We start from the raw sequence: 17,814 nt of genomic DNA on the forward strand, positions 1-17,814 counted from the left end.
TCAGGCTGTATGGTTTAATAGGTTGTTAATAATAAATATATCTGTGTGCCCCTGAAAATTCACTGACCCCAAAGGTACGGGTTTGTAAACCAAAAATCGGCATAACATAGCTATTTCTTGGGAATGTTTGTTTAATGGGATATTGACAGGCCGATCCATCCATATGTGTCCCCACATCGATCTATCGGTCCATCGCCGATCGGTGAATCGGTCATTCAGGTCATCCACCACCTCGTAGAACACGTTCCCAACATCCGTGTTGGGAACGCATGTACGGACCTCCCGGTCCGCGTGAATGGATAGTGCCCCGATAGTTTTCATGATCGATTGTACAGCCCAATCTCCGAAGGCCCTCCCAAGCCATACCACCCATCAGGCGGAGGTTCTTTGTTTTTCATTCTAACCCCGGGATAAATCCCGTGGCTAATGATGTCATCCCTTCAGGATGAATGCGCAAAACAATACGGTTCCCGGCTCACCGACTTCGGTCAGTCAAAAATCGGTCGTTCGGTCCATCGCCGATCGGTGAATCGGTCATTCAACCCATCGGTACTAACCCACAACCATCCGCAGGATCCGTGTCATCCGCGTTCCATTCCCTTAGTTAAAAAGACTATCCAGGGTGGATCATTTTGCTTTTACTTAGCCATACTCGGCTGGAAGCAGGAGCCTGTCTCGCCGGCATAGGCAGGCTTATGGAATGGCATTATGCAGCAGAGCTACGTAATGAGTAAAAACCTGTAGGGGCCATTCATGAATGGCCCCTACAGGTTTTATGTTCTCCGAAAAGAAATTCTCCCTTTGAAGGGAGGTCGTTTGATCAGCTGTTCCTGATCGAACGTGTGGGATGTGTAGAAGTGGAATAAGGCGAAAGAAGTAAATAATGTACCACAGCTCGTAACTCCCGCTCCGACGCAGAGCGTACGGAGCGAGGGGCTGACCACTTGGTTTTGGATTATTCGATGTTGGCTACTGAAAATCCCTCCCCTTTTCATATCCCATGCGAATAATTCTTATCTTTAGCGCCTGAAAATTAAATTAAGACCGTTCATCAGATACAGGTTAAAGCAGTAGTTTATGTCTATAAATAAAGAACAGGTAAAATCTGCCCTTAGTCAGGTTCTGCATCCATCCGAACAGCGTGATCTCATTTCGCTCGATATGGTTCAGGATGTGATCGTTCAGGATAAATACATTTCTTTCACCCTTGAATTTCCGGAGAAGGATGAGGCGCTCGAAACACAGTTGAAAGAGAAGGCCGAAGAGGCCATTCAGAAATTCATTGATAAGGAAGCGATCGTGGATATTCAGGCCGCCGTGAATTTATCGCTGAAGCGAAAGATGGAAGACTCTGATCCACAGAAACAGCAACAATCTCAGCAGCCTCAGATCCTGCCCAATGTCAAGAATATCATTGCCGTGGCTTCCGGAAAAGGCGGGGTGGGTAAATCTACCGTGGCGGTGAATATTGCAGCCGCACTCGCCAAAAAAGGCCATAAAGTTGGGCTGATGGATACCGATATCTACGGACCCAGTATCCCAACCATGTTCAATATCCATGACCGGCCGAATATCACAACCCAGAAGAAACTGGTACCGCATGAGAAATATGGCATTCGTCTGGTTTCTATGGGATTTTTAGTAGATGTGGATCAGGCCATGGTGTGGCGCGGACCGATGGTGACCAGTGCCGTAAAACAGTTTATGACCGATGTGGAATGGGGTGCCCTCGATTACCTCATTCTGGATCTGCCTCCCGGAACCGGTGATATTCAGCTGACCATCGTGCAGACGGTTCCCCTGACAGGAGCGGTGATCGTATCTACCCCACAAACGGTGGCCCTGGATGATGCCCGCAAAGGCGTAGCCATGTTCAACAAGGTGAATGTTCCGGTATTGGGGATGGTCGAGAATATGGCTTATTTCACACCGCCGGATATGCCGGATAAAAAATATTACATCTTTGGAAAGAGTGGCGCTTCCCATCTGGCACAGGAAATGAATGTGCCTGTTTTGGGTGAAGTGCCGATACAACAAACCGTTCGTGAAGGTGGCGACTCCGGTAAACCGATCGTACTGGAAGATACGGAGTCACCGGCCGCAACAGCCCTGATGGAAGTGACCGGCAATATGCAGCAACAGCTGGCTATCCGGGAGAAGGAGCAGGACTCCGGTAAGAAGCTGGATATCAAGTTTAAGTCTTGATATAGATCACATAGTTTGTTGGTTCTGACGCAGAGCGTCTGAACCAGCGATTAAATTATAAACAGGGCTGTAATCCCGAGTATATATTGGATTACCAAGGGTGAGTTGTATAACATGAGCCTGCCTGCCGGCGAGGCAGAGGATCTCAAAATTTGATCTATTTTCTTAAGCACACTTTGATATCCTTCGTAAACTTCTAGTTGGTTTCGACGCAGAGCGTCTGAACCAGTACAAACCATGATCTTGGTTTGTTGCTCCCGACCTGTCTGCCGATAGTTACAGAGCATCCGAACTAGTAAGTAATGCAATTACTCCTAGATCAAGCCTGGTTCCGTACGCTCTGCGTCGGAACCAATAACCTATTCAAGATCTGATACAAATAACTCATGGACATTATTTACCTGCTTGACCTCATAGGTACTTTTGTGTTCGCCATCAGTGGGATACGCCTGGCGGCACGGACCGACATGGATGTATTTGGGGGAGCCGTGATCGGCTTCGTTACGGCCATTGGCGGAGGCACGGTGCGTGACCTGTTGCTGAACAGTCACCCCATCACCTGGATGGCGGATATGACCTACCCGATGGTGATCTTAGCTGCTGTACCGTTTACTTTTCTTATGGGTAAAAAGCTGAACAATTTCAGTAAGACCTTCTTCATTTTTGATACCATTGGTATTGCCATGTTTACCATTATTGGCATGGAAAAGGCTCTTTCCTTTGGCTTGAATCCATTCATGGCGGGAACCATGGGAATGATATCAGCGGTGGTTGGAGGGGTTATCCGGGACGTGCTTTGCCGGGAAGTGCCTCTCATCTTCAGAAAAGAGATCTATGCCACGGCCTGTTTGTTAGGTGCGGTCGTTTTTTATCTGGGACTTCAGGTCAACTTGCCTGATAACCTGAACTACCTGCTCACAACGGCCGTGATCATTACTATTCGCACTATTTCAGTTAAAAAAGGACTTTCATTGCCTAAGATGAAGGAAAGAGTTTGAGGCAGGTATTGTAGATGTCAGGTAATTCGAGGACAGACTATTAAACATGTTCTTGTACGACCCTGAAGGGGGTACATATGAATAGCCTCGGCCAATGAAATGCGGTAGCATTGAAGCAGGCCGGGGTTAGAAATATGAATCAACAAAGCTTCGCCCAAAAGATGAGTTAGTCTATACCGTTTAACGAAGCTTGGGCAACCAACTTTTTAGGGGCTTTGGTACCCGCTTGCCCCAACCCTGCGATAGCCCTGTGATATTTTGGCACCTTTCGTTGCTTGGGTTTTTGCTAGTACGGGGATATATCCCAGGGTTGCACCCGCTTACGCGGTTTTACCCCGGGCTATTCATATGTGACCCCTTCAGGGCCTTCATCTTAACCAACATTGTCCTTGAATTATCTGACATCTACTGGTACGACAACGTGCGCTTCAATTACCAAATCAGAATAGGTCATGCTGAGGGTATTCCCGAAGCACCTTCAAGGCTCTGATAATTTATCAGCCAACAACTATGTCGGTACAAAAGAAAGGGGCAATTGAATACAAGTACTCGATCCAGACCTATAATAATAGCCTAAAACTTCGAAGCAAAGATGACAACTTAATATTGGATAGCTTGATCACTAATCGACATTCACAAACCAAGCATCATTCCCGAACCATCTCCTCAAAGTGCTCTTCGATCTTATCCGGGGTCTGGGTGAGCTTACTGACCAACCAGGTGGCAAACAGGCCAAGGAAGAATCCGGGGATGAGTTCATACATGTTGTCTTTTAGAACAGGCACAAAATACCAGATGATGGTCACAATTGTTCCGGTCAAAAGACCGGCTATGATGCCGGATTTGGTGGTCTTTTTCCAGTAAAGAGCCATGATAGATGTTGGGCCAATGGAAGCACCCAGTCCTGCCCAGGCAAACAGTACGAGCCAAAAGACAATGTTTTCTGCAACCAATCCAAATATCATTGATATGATCACTAATACTACAACCACAATACGGCTATAAAGCACGAGTTTCTTCTGAGGCAGTTCTTCGTCTCTTTTGATGAGCTTATCATATATATCACGGACCACACTTGATGCGGCTACCAATAACTGGGAATCGGCGGTGGACATAATAGCGGCAAAAATGGAAGCGATCACCACGCCAAACAAAATGGGATGAAGCTGTGTCTGTGCCAGCAGTGGGTAGAGGTTTTCCGTATCGCTGCCCGGCAACATGGAAACTTCAGGGAAATAAGCCCGGCCCACCAGGCCGATCATCACGGCACCGGCGGCCATCATTACATTCCAGAAGGTGCCAACGTAAGCAGCATATTTAAGCTGCTTGGCATCATCTATCGACATATACCGTGAAAGAATATGTGGATTTCCGGGTGAACCGAGTCCAATGCCTATAAATCCAATGAATGCTCCAAATCCCAGGGCGAAGGGATCCAAAAATCCGATCTCGTGAAGAGTCAGTTGTTCGGCCATCACGCTCCAGCCTCCCAGGTTCCAGATGGCAATGATGGGTAAAAACACCAGGGCAATGATCATGAAAAAAGCCTGTATGGTATCGGTCAGGCTCACCGCCATAAAGCCACCTAATACGGTATATAGGAGAATAATAATCGCTGAGAGAACCACCCCGGTCGTTTGGGTGATCCCAAAACTGGAAGCAAAGGCTTTTCCACCGGCCACAAACTGTGAGGATACGTAACCTACCATAAAGATCAGGAAGATGATGACAAGGATAGCACGGAGGCTCCCGTTCTTGTCATCAAAGCGTTCGGCAAAGAAATCGGGAACTGTGATGCAATCGTACCGCTCAGAAAATTTCCGGAGTCGTTTGGCATAGTACATAAACAAAAACCATTCAACCACGATATAACCAACTGCTGCCCATAGCGCCGAGGCACCCTGTGCATAGGCCATGCCGGTCACACCAAGCAACAGCCAGGCACTTCGTCCTGAGACTACAGCCGAGAGTGCAACCACCAGTCGGTTCATCTTTCGACCGCCAATAAAAAATTCGGATATCCCCTCAGATGAAAATCGTGCAGAGTAGATGCCGATTCCGAACAGGATCACCAAATATCCGATAAATGCGGCCAAAACATAGCCGCTTCCTTCGATGTTGATGGTATTTAATTCATCCATAATTTAAAAAAGTAGGGGCGTATCGCGATACGCCCCTACGGAATTTAATAATTATTGGGAAACAAGAATATCACGGGAAAATACCCATCTGCTCGTACATGGTGCCGATCTTATTGATGGCACTGATGTAGGCGGCCGTTCTCAGGTCATCCAGCTTATGTTCGTTTCTGACTTCGGTGATCTGCTGATAGGAGGTGATCATGGTCTCTTCCAATCCGGAATCAACAAGGTCATACTCATCGGCTCCATGAGCCAGTGACTCGAGTTCAGCCTCGGTGAATTTGCGGTCAGAGATATTCTCGATCACTCCTAGGATCTTCTTATAACTTGTTTCATCAAAGCGCTTACTCATACGACCATAACGGACGTGCTGAATATTCTTCAGCCATTCGAAATAAGAAACAACCACACCACCGGCATTCAGGTAGGTATCCGGTATGATGAGCGCTCCCCGATTCTTCATGATGTCGTGTCCGTCAGCAGTGGTAGGGCCGTTAGCTGCTTCTGCAATGATCTTGGCTTTGATCCTGTCAGCATTATCGCCGGTAAGCTGACTTTCGAGAGCAGCCGGGATCAGGATATCGCACTCTATGTAAAAGGCGTCATCACGGTTATCAAGTTCTTTAGTGCCATCAAACCCGATGATGGTTCCCTTATCCTTGCGATACTCCATGAGTTTTTCAAGATCCATCCCTTTCTCATCATAGATGGAACCTTCGATCTCAGCCACGCCAACCAGCTTGGCTCCGGCTTCGGTCATATACTTTGCTGCATGATAACCTACGTTACCAAGTCCCTGTACCACAAAGGTCTTACCTTCAACACCGGTATCAAGGCCAATATTTTTCATGTCTTTCTTATTATTACAGGCTTCACGAATGCCAAAGTACACACCCCGACCGGTTGCTTCGGTACGGCCGCGAACACCACCCTGTTGGATAGGTTTACCGGTCACACAGGCTTCAGCGTTCAGGTCATCTTTCATTTGGCGATAGGTGTCAAGGATCCAACCCATCTCTCTTGCACCGGTTCCATAATCAGGAGCCGGAACATCAATACCAGGTCCGATAAATCCTTTTTTGATCAACTCATAAGTGTATCGGCGGGTAATTCTTTCAAGTTCAGATTCTGAATAATCACGAGTACTGATCTTGACACCTCCTTTGGCTCCTCCGAATGGAACATCTACGATGGCGCATTTGTAGGACATCAGTGCCGCAAGGGCCATGGTCTCATCTTCATCTACTTTGTGGCTGTAGCGAATTCCCCCTTTGGTTGGTGTCTTGTGATGGCTGTGCTCGACCCGCCACCCTTCAACAACCTCTATGTTCCCGTTATCCCGGCGTATGGGAAAGGCCACATGGTAGACCGTATTGCACATTTTGATCTGTGCAAGGATCCCCTTGTCAAATCGGGTATACTGGGCTGCTTTGTCAAAATTTAAATTTACCTGTTCATAAAATTTATAGGTAGACATATTCCAAATTCTCCTTACTTGTTTTAGGCGTGCTTGATGGTCGCAATTATCTAACACAGAAACAAGCTAAAAGCCTTTGGACTTAATAGGATAATGGCAATGAAATATGCAGGTGATCGGCCGTGCCGGTATGGCGCAGGGTGTTAAACCCCAACGCATAAAATGTAAATTGCAGAAGTCTGTTCCTAAACTCATTCTTGCCAATGGTTCTGATATCGATCGCATAGACGTAGCTGTCGTCTTGCGGATAGTGCATGGAATTTTGAAGGGGCGTGAGGCCCATATCGAGGTAGTCCTCAGGACTTCGTTTGATATCGGTGATCAAAAAGTCACGGTCAGCTAATGATACAGTGGCTACACTCACCCTGAGGATGGGATGCAGGTTTCTGTAATAACTTCTGACCGTTTCGGTTTTACTATTCACGGAGGAAAGATAGATCAATCCATAAATGCAGAATGAGGTGACTATGGCCGAAATTCCGATCGTGCCAAATTTTAGGATCACTGCCTTATTGGGTATTCTTTTAAATGCATATAGTAAATAGATAAGCAGTAGAAGGATGGTAACCAAAATTCCGGCTACCAATGCGATCCAGCCATTTACCTGGTATGAAACATTCAGGAATACAGAAGTTCGGATCAAGATAAAGAAGGGTAAAAGTATCAGGCATAAGCCTAATATTGACATCCAAAGGATCTGTTTCCATAAGGGTCTGGCTGACTTATCAGAAACTGAGGTACCCGACTTGTCAAGGTTTAGCAGCCAGTCGATATCTTTTTGGGTGACTTTCTCCATAATTCATTTAACGGAAAAAGCAGCGTCAGGTTACGCCCCTCTGTAAGATCTCCGGAGAAGGAACGGAAAGCTTTGCATAAGAACCAATAGAATAAAAATAATCGGAATGATGTGGAAAGAATTTTCCTGAATAGCAGCTGATAGGTTAAACAGATTCAGGGCGAACAGGAGGCCTGAGGTAAACAGAGAAACACCATATGACCAAACGGCTCTGGACCACAGTGCAATGCCTGAAAAAATGCTGAGTATCATGGCCAAAATATAGATCACCAGTGTTATTATAGGAAGCTGAGCATTTTGTGGGATAAAAAGGTCAGTGACAAAATCAGGTTGCATGATCATCTGTATGACGTGCAGTCCTTCATAAAGTCCTGTGATCAAAAAGAAAAGTTGAAGAAACAGGTGGATTCTTCGGTGTTTAAGGGTCATAGACGAACAAATATTAGGTTTGGGATGCGTATAATACTTATCCCTCTATCCAATATTTGTTCCTGTCAAATACTGAAAATTTTGAACTATAAAGTTTCTGTTTCTGTAAATATAGGGTCATCCTGCCTGAAACTGTTCACCGTAAAGAGAAGGGCAAAAGCACCGACAGCTGCATAGATCGCGGCTCCAGCAAGATCAAATGTGTACACTATGGCAGTACCGGCAAGGGCACCGACCACCCCAAAGACAAGGCTTGGGATCATTGTGACGCCCCGGTCTTTGGCTATGACACGACTTAGCCATCCAATGATCAATCCTATTGTGATGTATGCTAAAACGTTCATCAAAGTCATGATGGGTCCAAGTTTTGTTAATATGTATTAAAATAATGGGCTATAAGGCGTTTGCGTTCCGATAGGTCCCACAACTTTCCAAATTTTAGCATAGATTCATGGCCTGTAATCAATTAACCCGAATACGTTTATTATGAAACAATTGTTGACCATGTTGCTGATAGGTGGTGTGCTGGCCACGGGCTGTTCACCTTCAGATAGTGAAAAAGAGATCTTTGATAAAGCCATGGATATCCATGAGCGAGTGATAACGCTGGATACCCACGTCGATATCAACGTGAATAATTTCACAGAAGAAACAAATTACACGCAACGACTTGATACGCAGGTCGATCTGGTGAAAATGAACGAAGGTGGCCTGGACGTAGCGTGGCTGATCGTTTATACCGGTCAGGATACACTGACAGAAGAAGGCTATGCGGCTGCCTATGAAAACGCAGATTCTAAATTCAAAGCGATCCATCGTCTGGTTGAGGAGATCGCTCCGGATCAGATCGAACTGGCCACTACATCAGAAGATGTTCGCCGTATAGTAGGTGAAGGAAAGAAGGTAGCCATGATCGGTGTAGAAAATGCCTATCCGGTTGGAACCGATCTTTCCCGAATTGAAGAGTTCTATAACCGTGGAGCCCGGTATATGTCACTGTCTCATAACGGACACAGTCAGTTCGTGGATTCAAACACCGGTGAACGGGATGGCGAGTGGATGCATGATGGCGTGAGTGAATTAGGAAAAGAAGCCATCGCCGAGATGAATAGAGTGGGGATCATGATCGACCTGTCTCACCCATCCAAGAAGGCAAATATGGAAACTATGGAGCTGACCAAGGCTCCGGTCATCGCCTCACATTCTTCGGCCCGTGCTGTATACGACCATAGCCGAAACCTGAGTGATGAGGAATTGCTGAAGCTCAAGGAAGTTAGCGGAGTGGTTCAAACCGTAGCTTTTCGCGGCTATGTGGACGGCGACAAACATGCTGCCTGGCAGGAAGCTTCGCGCGCAATACTGGAAGAAGAAGCTGAAAAACTCGGATTTGAATTGGTTAGCTGGGGCGATATTCGTGAAATGACAGAGGAAGAACGCGATGAATACATGGAAATGTATCGCACTGCTCAGGATAATGCCGAGCCAAGAATCGAATCAGAAGTAAGTGTGAATACGCCTCCTGTGGATGTTGCCGATTTTGTGGACCACATTGATTACATGGTTGAATTGATCGGTATCGAGCATGTTGGGATCAGTTCTGACTTTGATGGCGGTGGCGGAGTTTACAACTGGATGGATGCGTCTGAGACCTTCAATGTAACGCATGAGCTCGTTAAGCGCGGATATACCGAGGAAGAGATCGGAATGCTTTGGAGCGGAAACCTGCTTCGGGTTCTGGATGAAGTTCAGGCTGTAGCGGGTAGTATGTGATCTGTTTGTTACGACGCAAAGCGGTCGTAACAAGTAAGTGCCAACTATTCCGATGAGTAAATACTACTTGTGCCGACGCTCAGCGTCGGCACTTTTTTTGTGTTTACCATATTCAATTGGGCGCCAATATGTAATTATATCTGATTACGCAAAATCGCGATCGCCCTTAGGTACTCGTGCAGAGGCTCTGCGTTGGCATGATTATTAAGTCTTGGAACAAAATAATTTAGCTGATGTTAAGATAATGCTAAGAAAAGTTAGAATACGGTTATAAACTTTAAGCCCTCGCCTAACTTTCTTAACTTTAGTATCTAATTACATCAAGACTAATTTAAATCAAGAAAGAGTGATTGCAGAAGCAGACGTCGCAACCGATGTCAAAATTATAAAAGCTGACTTAAATAATACTAAACACGCTTCAGATATTGTCAAGATCGTCGACCTCTTTGCGAGAGACCCAATGGGGCAGGATCAACCACTGGACGAGGAAGTCCGGGTGGATATGATCGCGGAGATGAAAAAAGTACCAACTACCATGACCTACATGGCATATGCCGGTGATAAGGCACTTGGAATTGTAACCTGCTTTGTAGGTTTTTCCACGTTCACAGCCAGCAAGGTATTCAAGATCCACGATGTAGCGGTTCATCCCGATGCGCGCGGTATGGGTATCGGAACTATGATGCTGGAAACCATTGAAGAAGAAGCTCGTGAAATGGGCTGCTCCAAGATCACCCTGGAAGTGAGGGAAGACAACCCGGCGCGTCGCTTGTATGAGAAACAGGACTTCGATTACGGAGATCCCAAATGGTATTTCATGACCAAAGATCTGGCGTGAAAGAATAACGAATATTGAACATTCAACACTGAATGTTGAAGTGAAAGCCTCTTCTTAGCTGAAGAGGCTTTTTTTATATTTGTGTGTTTTTGATTTGTACTAACTCAGCAAGAGTAACCTTGAAGCGTCCGCAGGTCCTTCAAGGTTACGGGTTCTTATCACTGAATTTTAAAACAGTCCGCACAATTACTTGATCGTCTCAACCAATTCCCCATTCTCATACCGTTCCTGCTGTATGATCTTGCCATTTTCATCATACAGAGTCATCAGGCCCTCATATTGTAAATTACTCTCAAAATAGGCTTCATACTTTAATTGCCCATTTTCATGCCACCTTTTGTGATATCCCAAATTATCTGAAGTAATATCCTGCCATTCTTCGACAACCCTTCCATTCGGCTTTATGTGCTTGACCATCTTGAATTGGTTTCCAATGAATCCATATTCAAATCGATCCAACGCTTTGCCATTCTCATTATATCCAACAGAGCTTTTCATGATCCCTTTTTCATAAACAGTTTCACTAAATAACCTGTCATTGTTTACATACCTGAATTCCTGTGTTCCTGTGAATGGATTTCCCTCAGAATCATACCTGATGCCCATTCCCCGTTTCTCGATCTTCAGTTCCTCAGATCTTGGCGGGTTAACGAATAGCTTAACAGTAGAATAAAGCTCGTCATTGTTTCCGGTAATATCTAAAGGATAATCCGGTTGTTGTGTACAGAACATGAGCGTAGAGATCAAAAGGACAGGTAAGAGAAATAGGGCTTTTGATCCTGATCTGACTGCTGAAAACTCTTTCAACATTATTTTGAATCGCTTTTTAGTCAGTGAAAAATCAATATGACTGGTAAACTGTTTCATGATGTGTTATTTGATCGTTTCGATGAGTTCTCCATTCTCATAGCGTTCCTGCATGGTAATATTTCCGTCTTCGTCATATTCGGTCAGTAATCCCTGGCGCATCTTATCTCCAATATTATCGCCAGAGTGGTAAACCTCTAATGCGAGCTGGCCGTTATCATGCCACATACGCGTGTACCATAATCTGTCATTGCTATCAGAAGGTGGAATATCTTTATAGATTAGGTTTCCATTTCTATACATTTCCATTAGATGTGGATCGTCATTGTAAACCCCGTGTACCTGACGAATGACATCTCCATTCCTCGTCATGCGTGAGCCGGTATTGATCCCATCTTTATAAAACATCTCCATATATAGACTGTCATTTTCGATATAATATATCTTTTGAGTTCCGGTAAACGGTTCGCCAGAAGAAGTAAAGTGAGCACCAACTGACGAGGGAATGCCAAGCTCCTCTGAGCGATTAGAATCTAAATGAAGCTCCGGAACAAAATATATAGTATTAGAATTTTGCACCGGGTTATCTGTTTTTGAGGAGAAAACTATGATCAAGGCAACAGACAGTGGAAGGAGAAAAAGCCAAACAGCTCCAACTTTTAACTTGGAGATCTTTTTACCCATCATTTTGAGACGTTTTCTGGTTAGGGAGTAATTTATACTGCTGGTGGTCTTTAAGGAATTATTCCCGGAACTGACCCGGATGAGCAATTCCTGATAATCGCTTATGGATGACCCGCTGCGGACCACTGCTTCATCCGCCAGAAATTCATGGTTCAGCTGGATCGCATGTTTGTACAGATACATCAGTGGGTTGAACCAGAATATGACTTTCAGGAATTCGATCAATAACACATCAAATGAATGGAACTGGCGAACGTGCGTGAATTCGTGATCCAGGATCTCAGGTTCAATTTTACCTGACTCAAACGGTTGCTTTTCGATGAATATGTAATCCAGAAATGATTGAGGGGTGATCGGTTCTTCAAGTAATACCAGGGTGGCATCTTCTAACTTTTTACGGGTTCCGGCTCTGACCTTATTGCGAATTTGATTCAGGCCAGCCGCAAACCGGATCAAAAGAAAGAGAGTGATGGCTCCATATAGGGCAAGTATTACATCCAGGGTACCAATTGACCAGTTTGATTCATTAACGGAATTTGGAGTGCTCTCAGAACCGGGCGAAAGCCCTTGTTCCGGGGTGAACAGGGGTTGAACCGATCGATTTACCGCCTCGGCCGGTGCATTCACCACCCGTTCCACTTGTTGCATCTGTATACCGGCGATGGATTGCTCAGGCTGAATTTCAAAAGAAATGAGTGGAGCTGTTAACCCGAAAACCAGGGCAAACAGTAAAAAGAAACGGTTGAAGCGATGCATCTTCTCATTTTCGAGCAACAGCTTATAAAGCCCAAAAAGTAGCCCAAGCAGTAAAGTGGATTTAACTAAGTAGATGATCATTGGTGCTTCCTCTCTATCTCTTTTTCAACTATGCTTTTTAGTTCCTTGAGTTCTGCCTCCGATAAGTCCGTCTCGGAAGTAAAAAAAGAGGCAAACTGTGAAGCGGAATCATTAAAGAATTTCTTGATCAGTCCATTTACATGCTTCGAGAAATAATCGGATTTTTTGACCAACGGGTAATACTGTCGGGAGCGCCCCATTTGCTCATAATCCACAAAGCCTTTTTCGGTCATGCGTTTTAAAAGGGTGGCTACAGTAGTGGGAGCCGGTTTGGGCTCCGGGTATTCATCCAGCAGGTCTTTCATGAAAGCCTTTTCCAGCTTCCACAGGTACTGCATCAGCTCTTCTTCAGATTGTGATAGATCCATGTTATTCTACAATGTTAGAATTGTTTCTACAAATGTAGAATAAAAAATCAAACTTCCAAAATTTTCTTATAATCTGTCGAGATCTAACCTAATTCGCCTCCAAGCTATTGAAAAACCTGTTTTTCATACTTCCATTGCTATTTCTGATGCTATCCTGTAATGAGCAAGCCCCTGGTCCTCCATTTGAACTCAAGCTTTCACTACAGGAGAATACCGGGCAGGTTCCACCCATACTGGCGCTGACCATGGGCGGTAATTATGTGTTTGAACCTCAGTATCCGGGTGAACCAACCGAGCTGCCGGAAGCATTGAAAGAGGGCGAGGTTATTCATGGGATCCTGGATCTCGAGCAGTATGTGGTGCAGGGTTTTGCAGAAGGATTCATTGATTCCTCTGTATATCAACGAAATATGATGTTGGTCGGAGAAGAAACAGTTACTGAGCAGTGGGTGGACGTGATCTTTACGGTGGCTGTTGGAGAAAATGAAAACGGAGATATGATGGTAATTGTGGAGGGTGAAAACGGTGAATTTGATGAAGAAAATCCCGTTTACTTTGAATCGTCTACCGTGGTGTTTCAGGACAATGTTTTTGAAGTTATGGAAGCCGGAGTCACGGCCCGAATGGAATATTATAACGGCAGAGAAATTGTAGAATTTGAAGGATCTGCGAGCTTGCTCTATTTATCTGACACCCAACCCTCGGAAAGTTTGCAACTCTATTTCGTTCATCTTCGAATGGGCGCATGGACCGTCAATGATCAAACCTTTGATGTGGCTCTTATCAAAGAAAGTGCTCCGCCATATCGCATCGAGCCGTATACCTATTTCTATATCGATCTTGATGAGAACGGCCAATTCGATATCATGGAAGATGGTATTGAGGCCTATCCGGTCACGGAGCCGTTCAATATCGCGGGGGAAAGCTGGGAGATCTCAGAAATATCAGCAGATGGAAGTTCCATTATCATCGTGGAGTCGGAGGAAGATGTAGATCCAAAAGTTGGGTTACGACCCGGAACAAAAGCCCCGGATTTTACCGCGGAAACATTGAGCGGGGATAAATTAAGTCTTTCAGACCTGCGAGGAAAATATGTGCTGATAGATTTTTGGGGCACCTGGTGTGGACCCTGTATTGAGGCCTTGCCCGTGATCAAGGAAGCGTATGAGACCTATGGAGGTGAGGATTTTGAGATCGTCGGGATCGCTAAAGAACTCAGCATTGAACGTTTTGAGCGTTTTGTGAACCGCGAAAACATACTGTGGCCTCAGATACCTGAGATCTATGAGGAAAACAGCGAAATTCAGGAGTTGTATTTCGTGAATTCCTATCCAACCTATTACTTAGTGGATCCTGAAGGTGAGATCGTGGAATATGGAATGGCGTTATCAGCCGATAATTTAATGAATACCCTGTCGGACTATTTGGAGTGAATGACTATTAACGAACTCACTTCGTCTCATCCACCACCTCAACGACCTCATTGGCCAGAGACAGCACGGCCTGTGTGTATAAGTCACTTGGATTATAGCGGTAGATAGCCCCCTCAACAGTACCGGTGATCTCTTTAAAATGAGCCAGATACTTAGCCACAGAGTTGATGTTGTTCGGCATATGATAGAGGTCCTTGCCCACCCACCAGCGGTTGAGGGAGTAAGGGATGAATTGGGCATACGACATGGCCCCGGCATAGCTGGATCTCAGCTCAAACACGTCCAGTTCGTTATTTTTTACAAAAATAAGCAGCTCTTCCAATTGAGCCTTTGCAAATTCGGCACGGTGGTCCTCTGCATACATAGATACATATACATTGAACGGATTATAGGTGCCGCTATATTTCCCAAATTCTGATTCAACACCCAGGATACCGGCGATCACATTCTTTGGAATACCATATTCTTTTTCAGCTGACTCCAGGTCCGAGGCATATTGTTTCATGAAGTCATTGATAAGGGTTTTCTTGTGATCATAATTCAATACCCTTTGATACTCACTGAAGTCCTCGATCACCCGTTCTGCAGCCCGGGTAAACTTAAGAGTGATATTTTCAACCGGTTCATACCTCGGATCATCCAGCATCTCATTGAAGGCATACCCTTTTCCTTCAAAGTATTTTGCCAGTTCTTCAATATTCTTCTTCATGACAGCAGGATCCGGGTCGGTTGCCTGAGCATTACCGGATAGAACAAAGGTGAAAAAAAGAAGCAGGATGGTAGTGATTTTAGCCATGGGATCAAGATGAAATGGTTCTCTCTAAGTGTTCTTTCATTATAACAAAACTGAACCGATTTGAGAATTAAAGATTGTGAATTTTTGAGGTTACTCAATTAAAAAACGTAATTAATTATCTACAGTTCATGCCTGTGTTCCAACGCAGAGCATAGGAACGAGTAAAAAGTATTGATCCTTAAAATATAGCATCCCTGAGAACTCGCTCCGCACGCTCTGCGTCGGAGCGAACTGTTCAAGTCAGGAAAAACTTCAATATTCATTATTCCTAGTTCAATATTCGAAGTTCAACTTAAAAACCCTTACCTTTTAGGGCTTTTAAAAGTACGCTGTGGCGAATTAGGTTTTGCACAGCGATGAACTTCAAAACTATTATCAAAAAGTACCATGGCAAAAGAATTTGATGTATGTGTTATCGGGTCAGGCCCCGGCGGATATGTAGCCGCCATTCGCGCTTCTCAGCTTGGCTTTAAAACCGCAATTGTAGAAAAAAGGCACCTTGGTGGTGTTTGTTTGAATATCGGTTGTATCCCAACCAAAGCCTTGCTGCGTTCGGCAGAAGTCTATGAATCGATCGAACACGCTTCAGATTATGGGATAAACGTAAAGGATTATTCAGCTGATTTTGGAGGCATCGTGAAGCGAAGCCGTGGTGTTGCCAACAAGATGAGCAAAGGTGTTCAATTCCTCATGAAAGCGAATAAGATCGATGTATTCATGGGAACCGGTGTTTTCAAATCTAAGTCTGAGCTGGCTGTCAATGATGACAAAGGCAAAGAGCAGGAAAGCATCAAGGCCAAGCATTTTATTGTGGCAACTGGTGCCCGTCCGCGTGAGCTGCCAAGCCTGAAGATCGATGGAGAAATGATCATCGATTCCGAAAAGGCCATGCAGCTTGAAAAGCAGCCTGAGAAAATGGTGATCGTAGGTGCCGGTGCTATCGGAGTAGAGTTTGCATATTTCTACAATACCATCGGAACTGAAGTAACATTGGTTGAGCTTCAGGACAATCTTGTGCCTGTAGAAGACAAAGATGTTGGAAAAGAACTTGGTAAGATCTACAAGAAAAAAGGTATTAACGTGATGACCGGAAGTACGGTCGAGAACGTGAAGAAGAAAGGCAAAGGTGTTGAAGTCACCGTAAAGACCAAGAAAGGCGAAGAGAAGATCGAAGCCGATGTGGTTCTTTCTGCAGTAGGTGTGACCGGAAATATTGAAGGCCTTGGGCTCGACAAAGCCGGCGTGAAAACTGAGAAAGGTGCTATTGTGGTTGATAAGAAAACCTACAAGACCAATGTTGACGGCATCTATGCCATCGGTGATATCATCGGAGCCCCCTGGTTGGCACATAAAGCGTCTCATGAAGCGGTGGTTCTGGCAGAGCAGTTAGCCGGGCAAAACCCACACCCGATCAATTACAACAACATCCCGGGCTGTACCTATTGTGAACCACAGATCGCCTCAGTTGGTTACACAGAACAGCAAGCCAAAGATGAAGGTTATAACGTGAAAGTCGGTAAATTTCCACTTTCAGCTTCAGGTAAAGCAACAGCTCTTGGGCATGAAGAAGGCTTTATCAAGGTTGTATTTGATGACAAATACGGTGAATGGCTTGGATGCCATATGATCGGATTCGGTGTGACAGAAATGATCGCTGAAGCCGTTGTGGCTCGTGACCTCGAAACCACCGGACATGAAATTATCAGTGCGGTTCACCCCCATCCAACCCTTTCTGAGGCCGTGATGGAAGCTGTAGCTGAGGCTTACAACGAAGGCGTTCACTTAGGAACTCCCGTTAAGAAGAAATAGGTCACAGATTACGCTGATTGTATGATCAGCACAGATTTGTGATAAGAAATTTGGCTCCTTCGGGAGCCATTTTTGTCTTAGTTGCTTATTGCCTCTCGGTCTGACGGCTTTAAGCCCGTCTGACCGATGGTTGTTTTGAATAACGATACCATTAGTCTGGTTCAAGCGTCTCGCTTGGACCAGACGTAGTTCGTACAAGCGGGACGCTTGCACAAGTTTCGAAGAATAGATACTTATAATATCGATCGGACCGGTTATGGGTAAGATCGAGTATGATAAGATAAAGAGTCCTCCCTTGAGGGAGGTGCCTTGGTTTTGACTCGTCAAAACCGGCGGAGGGTGTAAGCCAAGGGCAAAGAAGTTACTGTTAAGCTTGCCGAAACCCGGCAAAAACCATTAACCTGGTTCAAGCGTCACGCTTGTACC

General features: G+C 45.1%; 16 protein-coding genes. 6 read left to right on the forward strand and 10 right to left on the reverse strand.

What is annotated here, in order from left to right:
• Positions 1 to 321: a hypothetical protein gene (locus AC13FX_RS00705; protein WP_482878484.1), complete on the reverse strand. Its 321-nt coding sequence runs from the start codon at positions 319 to 321 to the stop codon at positions 1 to 3.
• Positions 322 to 1,077: 756 nt separating this feature from the next.
• Here AC13FX_RS00705 and AC13FX_RS00710 point away from each other — a divergent pair.
• The gene (locus AC13FX_RS00710) at positions 1,078 to 2,205 is read left to right on the forward strand and encodes an Mrp/NBP35 family ATP-binding protein (RefSeq protein ID WP_482878485.1); all 1,128 of its coding nucleotides are present in this window, start codon (positions 1,078 to 1,080) and stop codon (positions 2,203 to 2,205) included.
• 386 nt (positions 2,206 to 2,591) lie between these two features.
• Positions 2,592 to 3,203 (forward strand): trimeric intracellular cation channel family protein, encoded by a 612-nt coding sequence (locus tag AC13FX_RS00715; protein WP_482878486.1) that lies wholly within the window; start codon positions 2,592 to 2,594, stop codon positions 3,201 to 3,203.
• A gap of 647 nt (positions 3,204 to 3,850) precedes the next feature.
• Here AC13FX_RS00715 and AC13FX_RS00720 read toward each other — a convergent pair.
• From AC13FX_RS00720 to AC13FX_RS00740, 5 genes are all read right to left on the reverse strand, one after another.
• A complete protein-coding gene (locus tag AC13FX_RS00720; protein WP_482878487.1) occupies positions 3,851 to 5,344 on the reverse strand; it encodes a sodium/proline symporter in 1,494 nt (497 codons plus the stop codon).
• A 70-nt stretch (positions 5,345 to 5,414) separates the two neighbouring features.
• Positions 5,415 to 6,821 carry a Glu/Leu/Phe/Val family dehydrogenase gene (locus tag AC13FX_RS00725; RefSeq protein WP_482878488.1) on the reverse strand — a complete coding sequence of 469 codons (1,407 nt, stop codon included), beginning with the start codon at positions 6,819 to 6,821 and terminating at the stop codon, positions 5,415 to 5,417.
• 82 nt (positions 6,822 to 6,903) lie between these two features.
• A complete protein-coding gene (locus AC13FX_RS00730; RefSeq protein WP_482878489.1) occupies positions 6,904 to 7,617 on the reverse strand; it encodes a hypothetical protein in 714 nt (237 codons plus the stop codon).
• 30 nt (positions 7,618 to 7,647) lie between these two features.
• Entirely contained in the window at positions 7,648 to 8,046 is a 399-nt protein-coding gene (locus tag AC13FX_RS00735; RefSeq protein WP_482878490.1) for a hypothetical protein, read from the reverse strand.
• 86 nt (positions 8,047 to 8,132) lie between these two features.
• On the reverse strand, positions 8,133 to 8,390 hold the full coding sequence (locus AC13FX_RS00740; protein WP_482878670.1) for a GlsB/YeaQ/YmgE family stress response membrane protein: 258 nt from the start codon (positions 8,388 to 8,390) through the stop codon (positions 8,133 to 8,135).
• 142 nt (positions 8,391 to 8,532) lie between these two features.
• Between AC13FX_RS00740 and AC13FX_RS00745 the strand changes: the two genes are divergently transcribed.
• On the forward strand, positions 8,533 to 9,816 hold the full coding sequence (locus AC13FX_RS00745) for a dipeptidase (protein ID WP_482878491.1): 1,284 nt from the start codon (positions 8,533 to 8,535) through the stop codon (positions 9,814 to 9,816).
• 346 nt (positions 9,817 to 10,162) lie between these two features.
• Positions 10,163 to 10,654 carry a GNAT family N-acetyltransferase gene (locus tag AC13FX_RS00750; protein ID WP_482878492.1) on the forward strand — a complete coding sequence of 164 codons (492 nt, stop codon included), beginning with the start codon at positions 10,163 to 10,165 and terminating at the stop codon, positions 10,652 to 10,654.
• Between the two features lie 186 nt (positions 10,655 to 10,840).
• Here AC13FX_RS00750 and AC13FX_RS00755 read toward each other — a convergent pair whose 3' ends face one another.
• From AC13FX_RS00755 to AC13FX_RS00765, 3 genes are read right to left on the reverse strand one after another with little or no spacing between them, the layout of a single operon-like run.
• On the reverse strand, positions 10,841 to 11,521 hold the full coding sequence (locus AC13FX_RS00755) for a toxin-antitoxin system YwqK family antitoxin (protein ID WP_482878493.1): 681 nt from the start codon (positions 11,519 to 11,521) through the stop codon (positions 10,841 to 10,843).
• Positions 11,522 to 11,527: 6 nt separating this feature from the next.
• Positions 11,528 to 12,982: a M56 family metallopeptidase gene (locus AC13FX_RS00760; protein ID WP_482878494.1), complete on the reverse strand. Its 1,455-nt coding sequence runs from the start codon at positions 12,980 to 12,982 to the stop codon at positions 11,528 to 11,530.
• Entirely contained in the window at positions 12,979 to 13,350 is a 372-nt protein-coding gene (locus AC13FX_RS00765; protein WP_482878495.1) for a BlaI/MecI/CopY family transcriptional regulator, read from the reverse strand. The genes AC13FX_RS00760 and AC13FX_RS00765 overlap by 4 nt, the downstream gene beginning before the upstream one ends.
• Positions 13,351 to 13,457: 107 nt before the next feature.
• Here AC13FX_RS00765 and AC13FX_RS00770 point away from each other — a divergent pair, with 107 nt between their 5' ends.
• A complete protein-coding gene (locus AC13FX_RS00770; protein WP_482878496.1) occupies positions 13,458 to 14,783 on the forward strand; it encodes a TlpA family protein disulfide reductase in 1,326 nt (441 codons plus the stop codon).
• Positions 14,784 to 14,799: 16 nt separating this feature from the next.
• Here the strand turns inward: AC13FX_RS00770 and AC13FX_RS00775 are convergent, their stop codons facing one another.
• Positions 14,800 to 15,579 carry a lytic murein transglycosylase gene (locus tag AC13FX_RS00775; RefSeq protein WP_482878497.1) on the reverse strand — a complete coding sequence of 260 codons (780 nt, stop codon included), beginning with the start codon at positions 15,577 to 15,579 and terminating at the stop codon, positions 14,800 to 14,802.
• Between the two features lie 387 nt (positions 15,580 to 15,966).
• Here AC13FX_RS00775 and lpdA point away from each other — a divergent pair, with 387 nt between their 5' ends.
• A complete protein-coding gene (lpdA, locus tag AC13FX_RS00780) occupies positions 15,967 to 17,388 on the forward strand; it encodes a dihydrolipoyl dehydrogenase (protein ID WP_482878498.1) in 1,422 nt (473 codons plus the stop codon).
• Positions 17,389 to 17,814: the final 426 nt, after the last annotated feature.

Source organism: Gracilimonas sp. B-17, assembly GCF_056857935.1.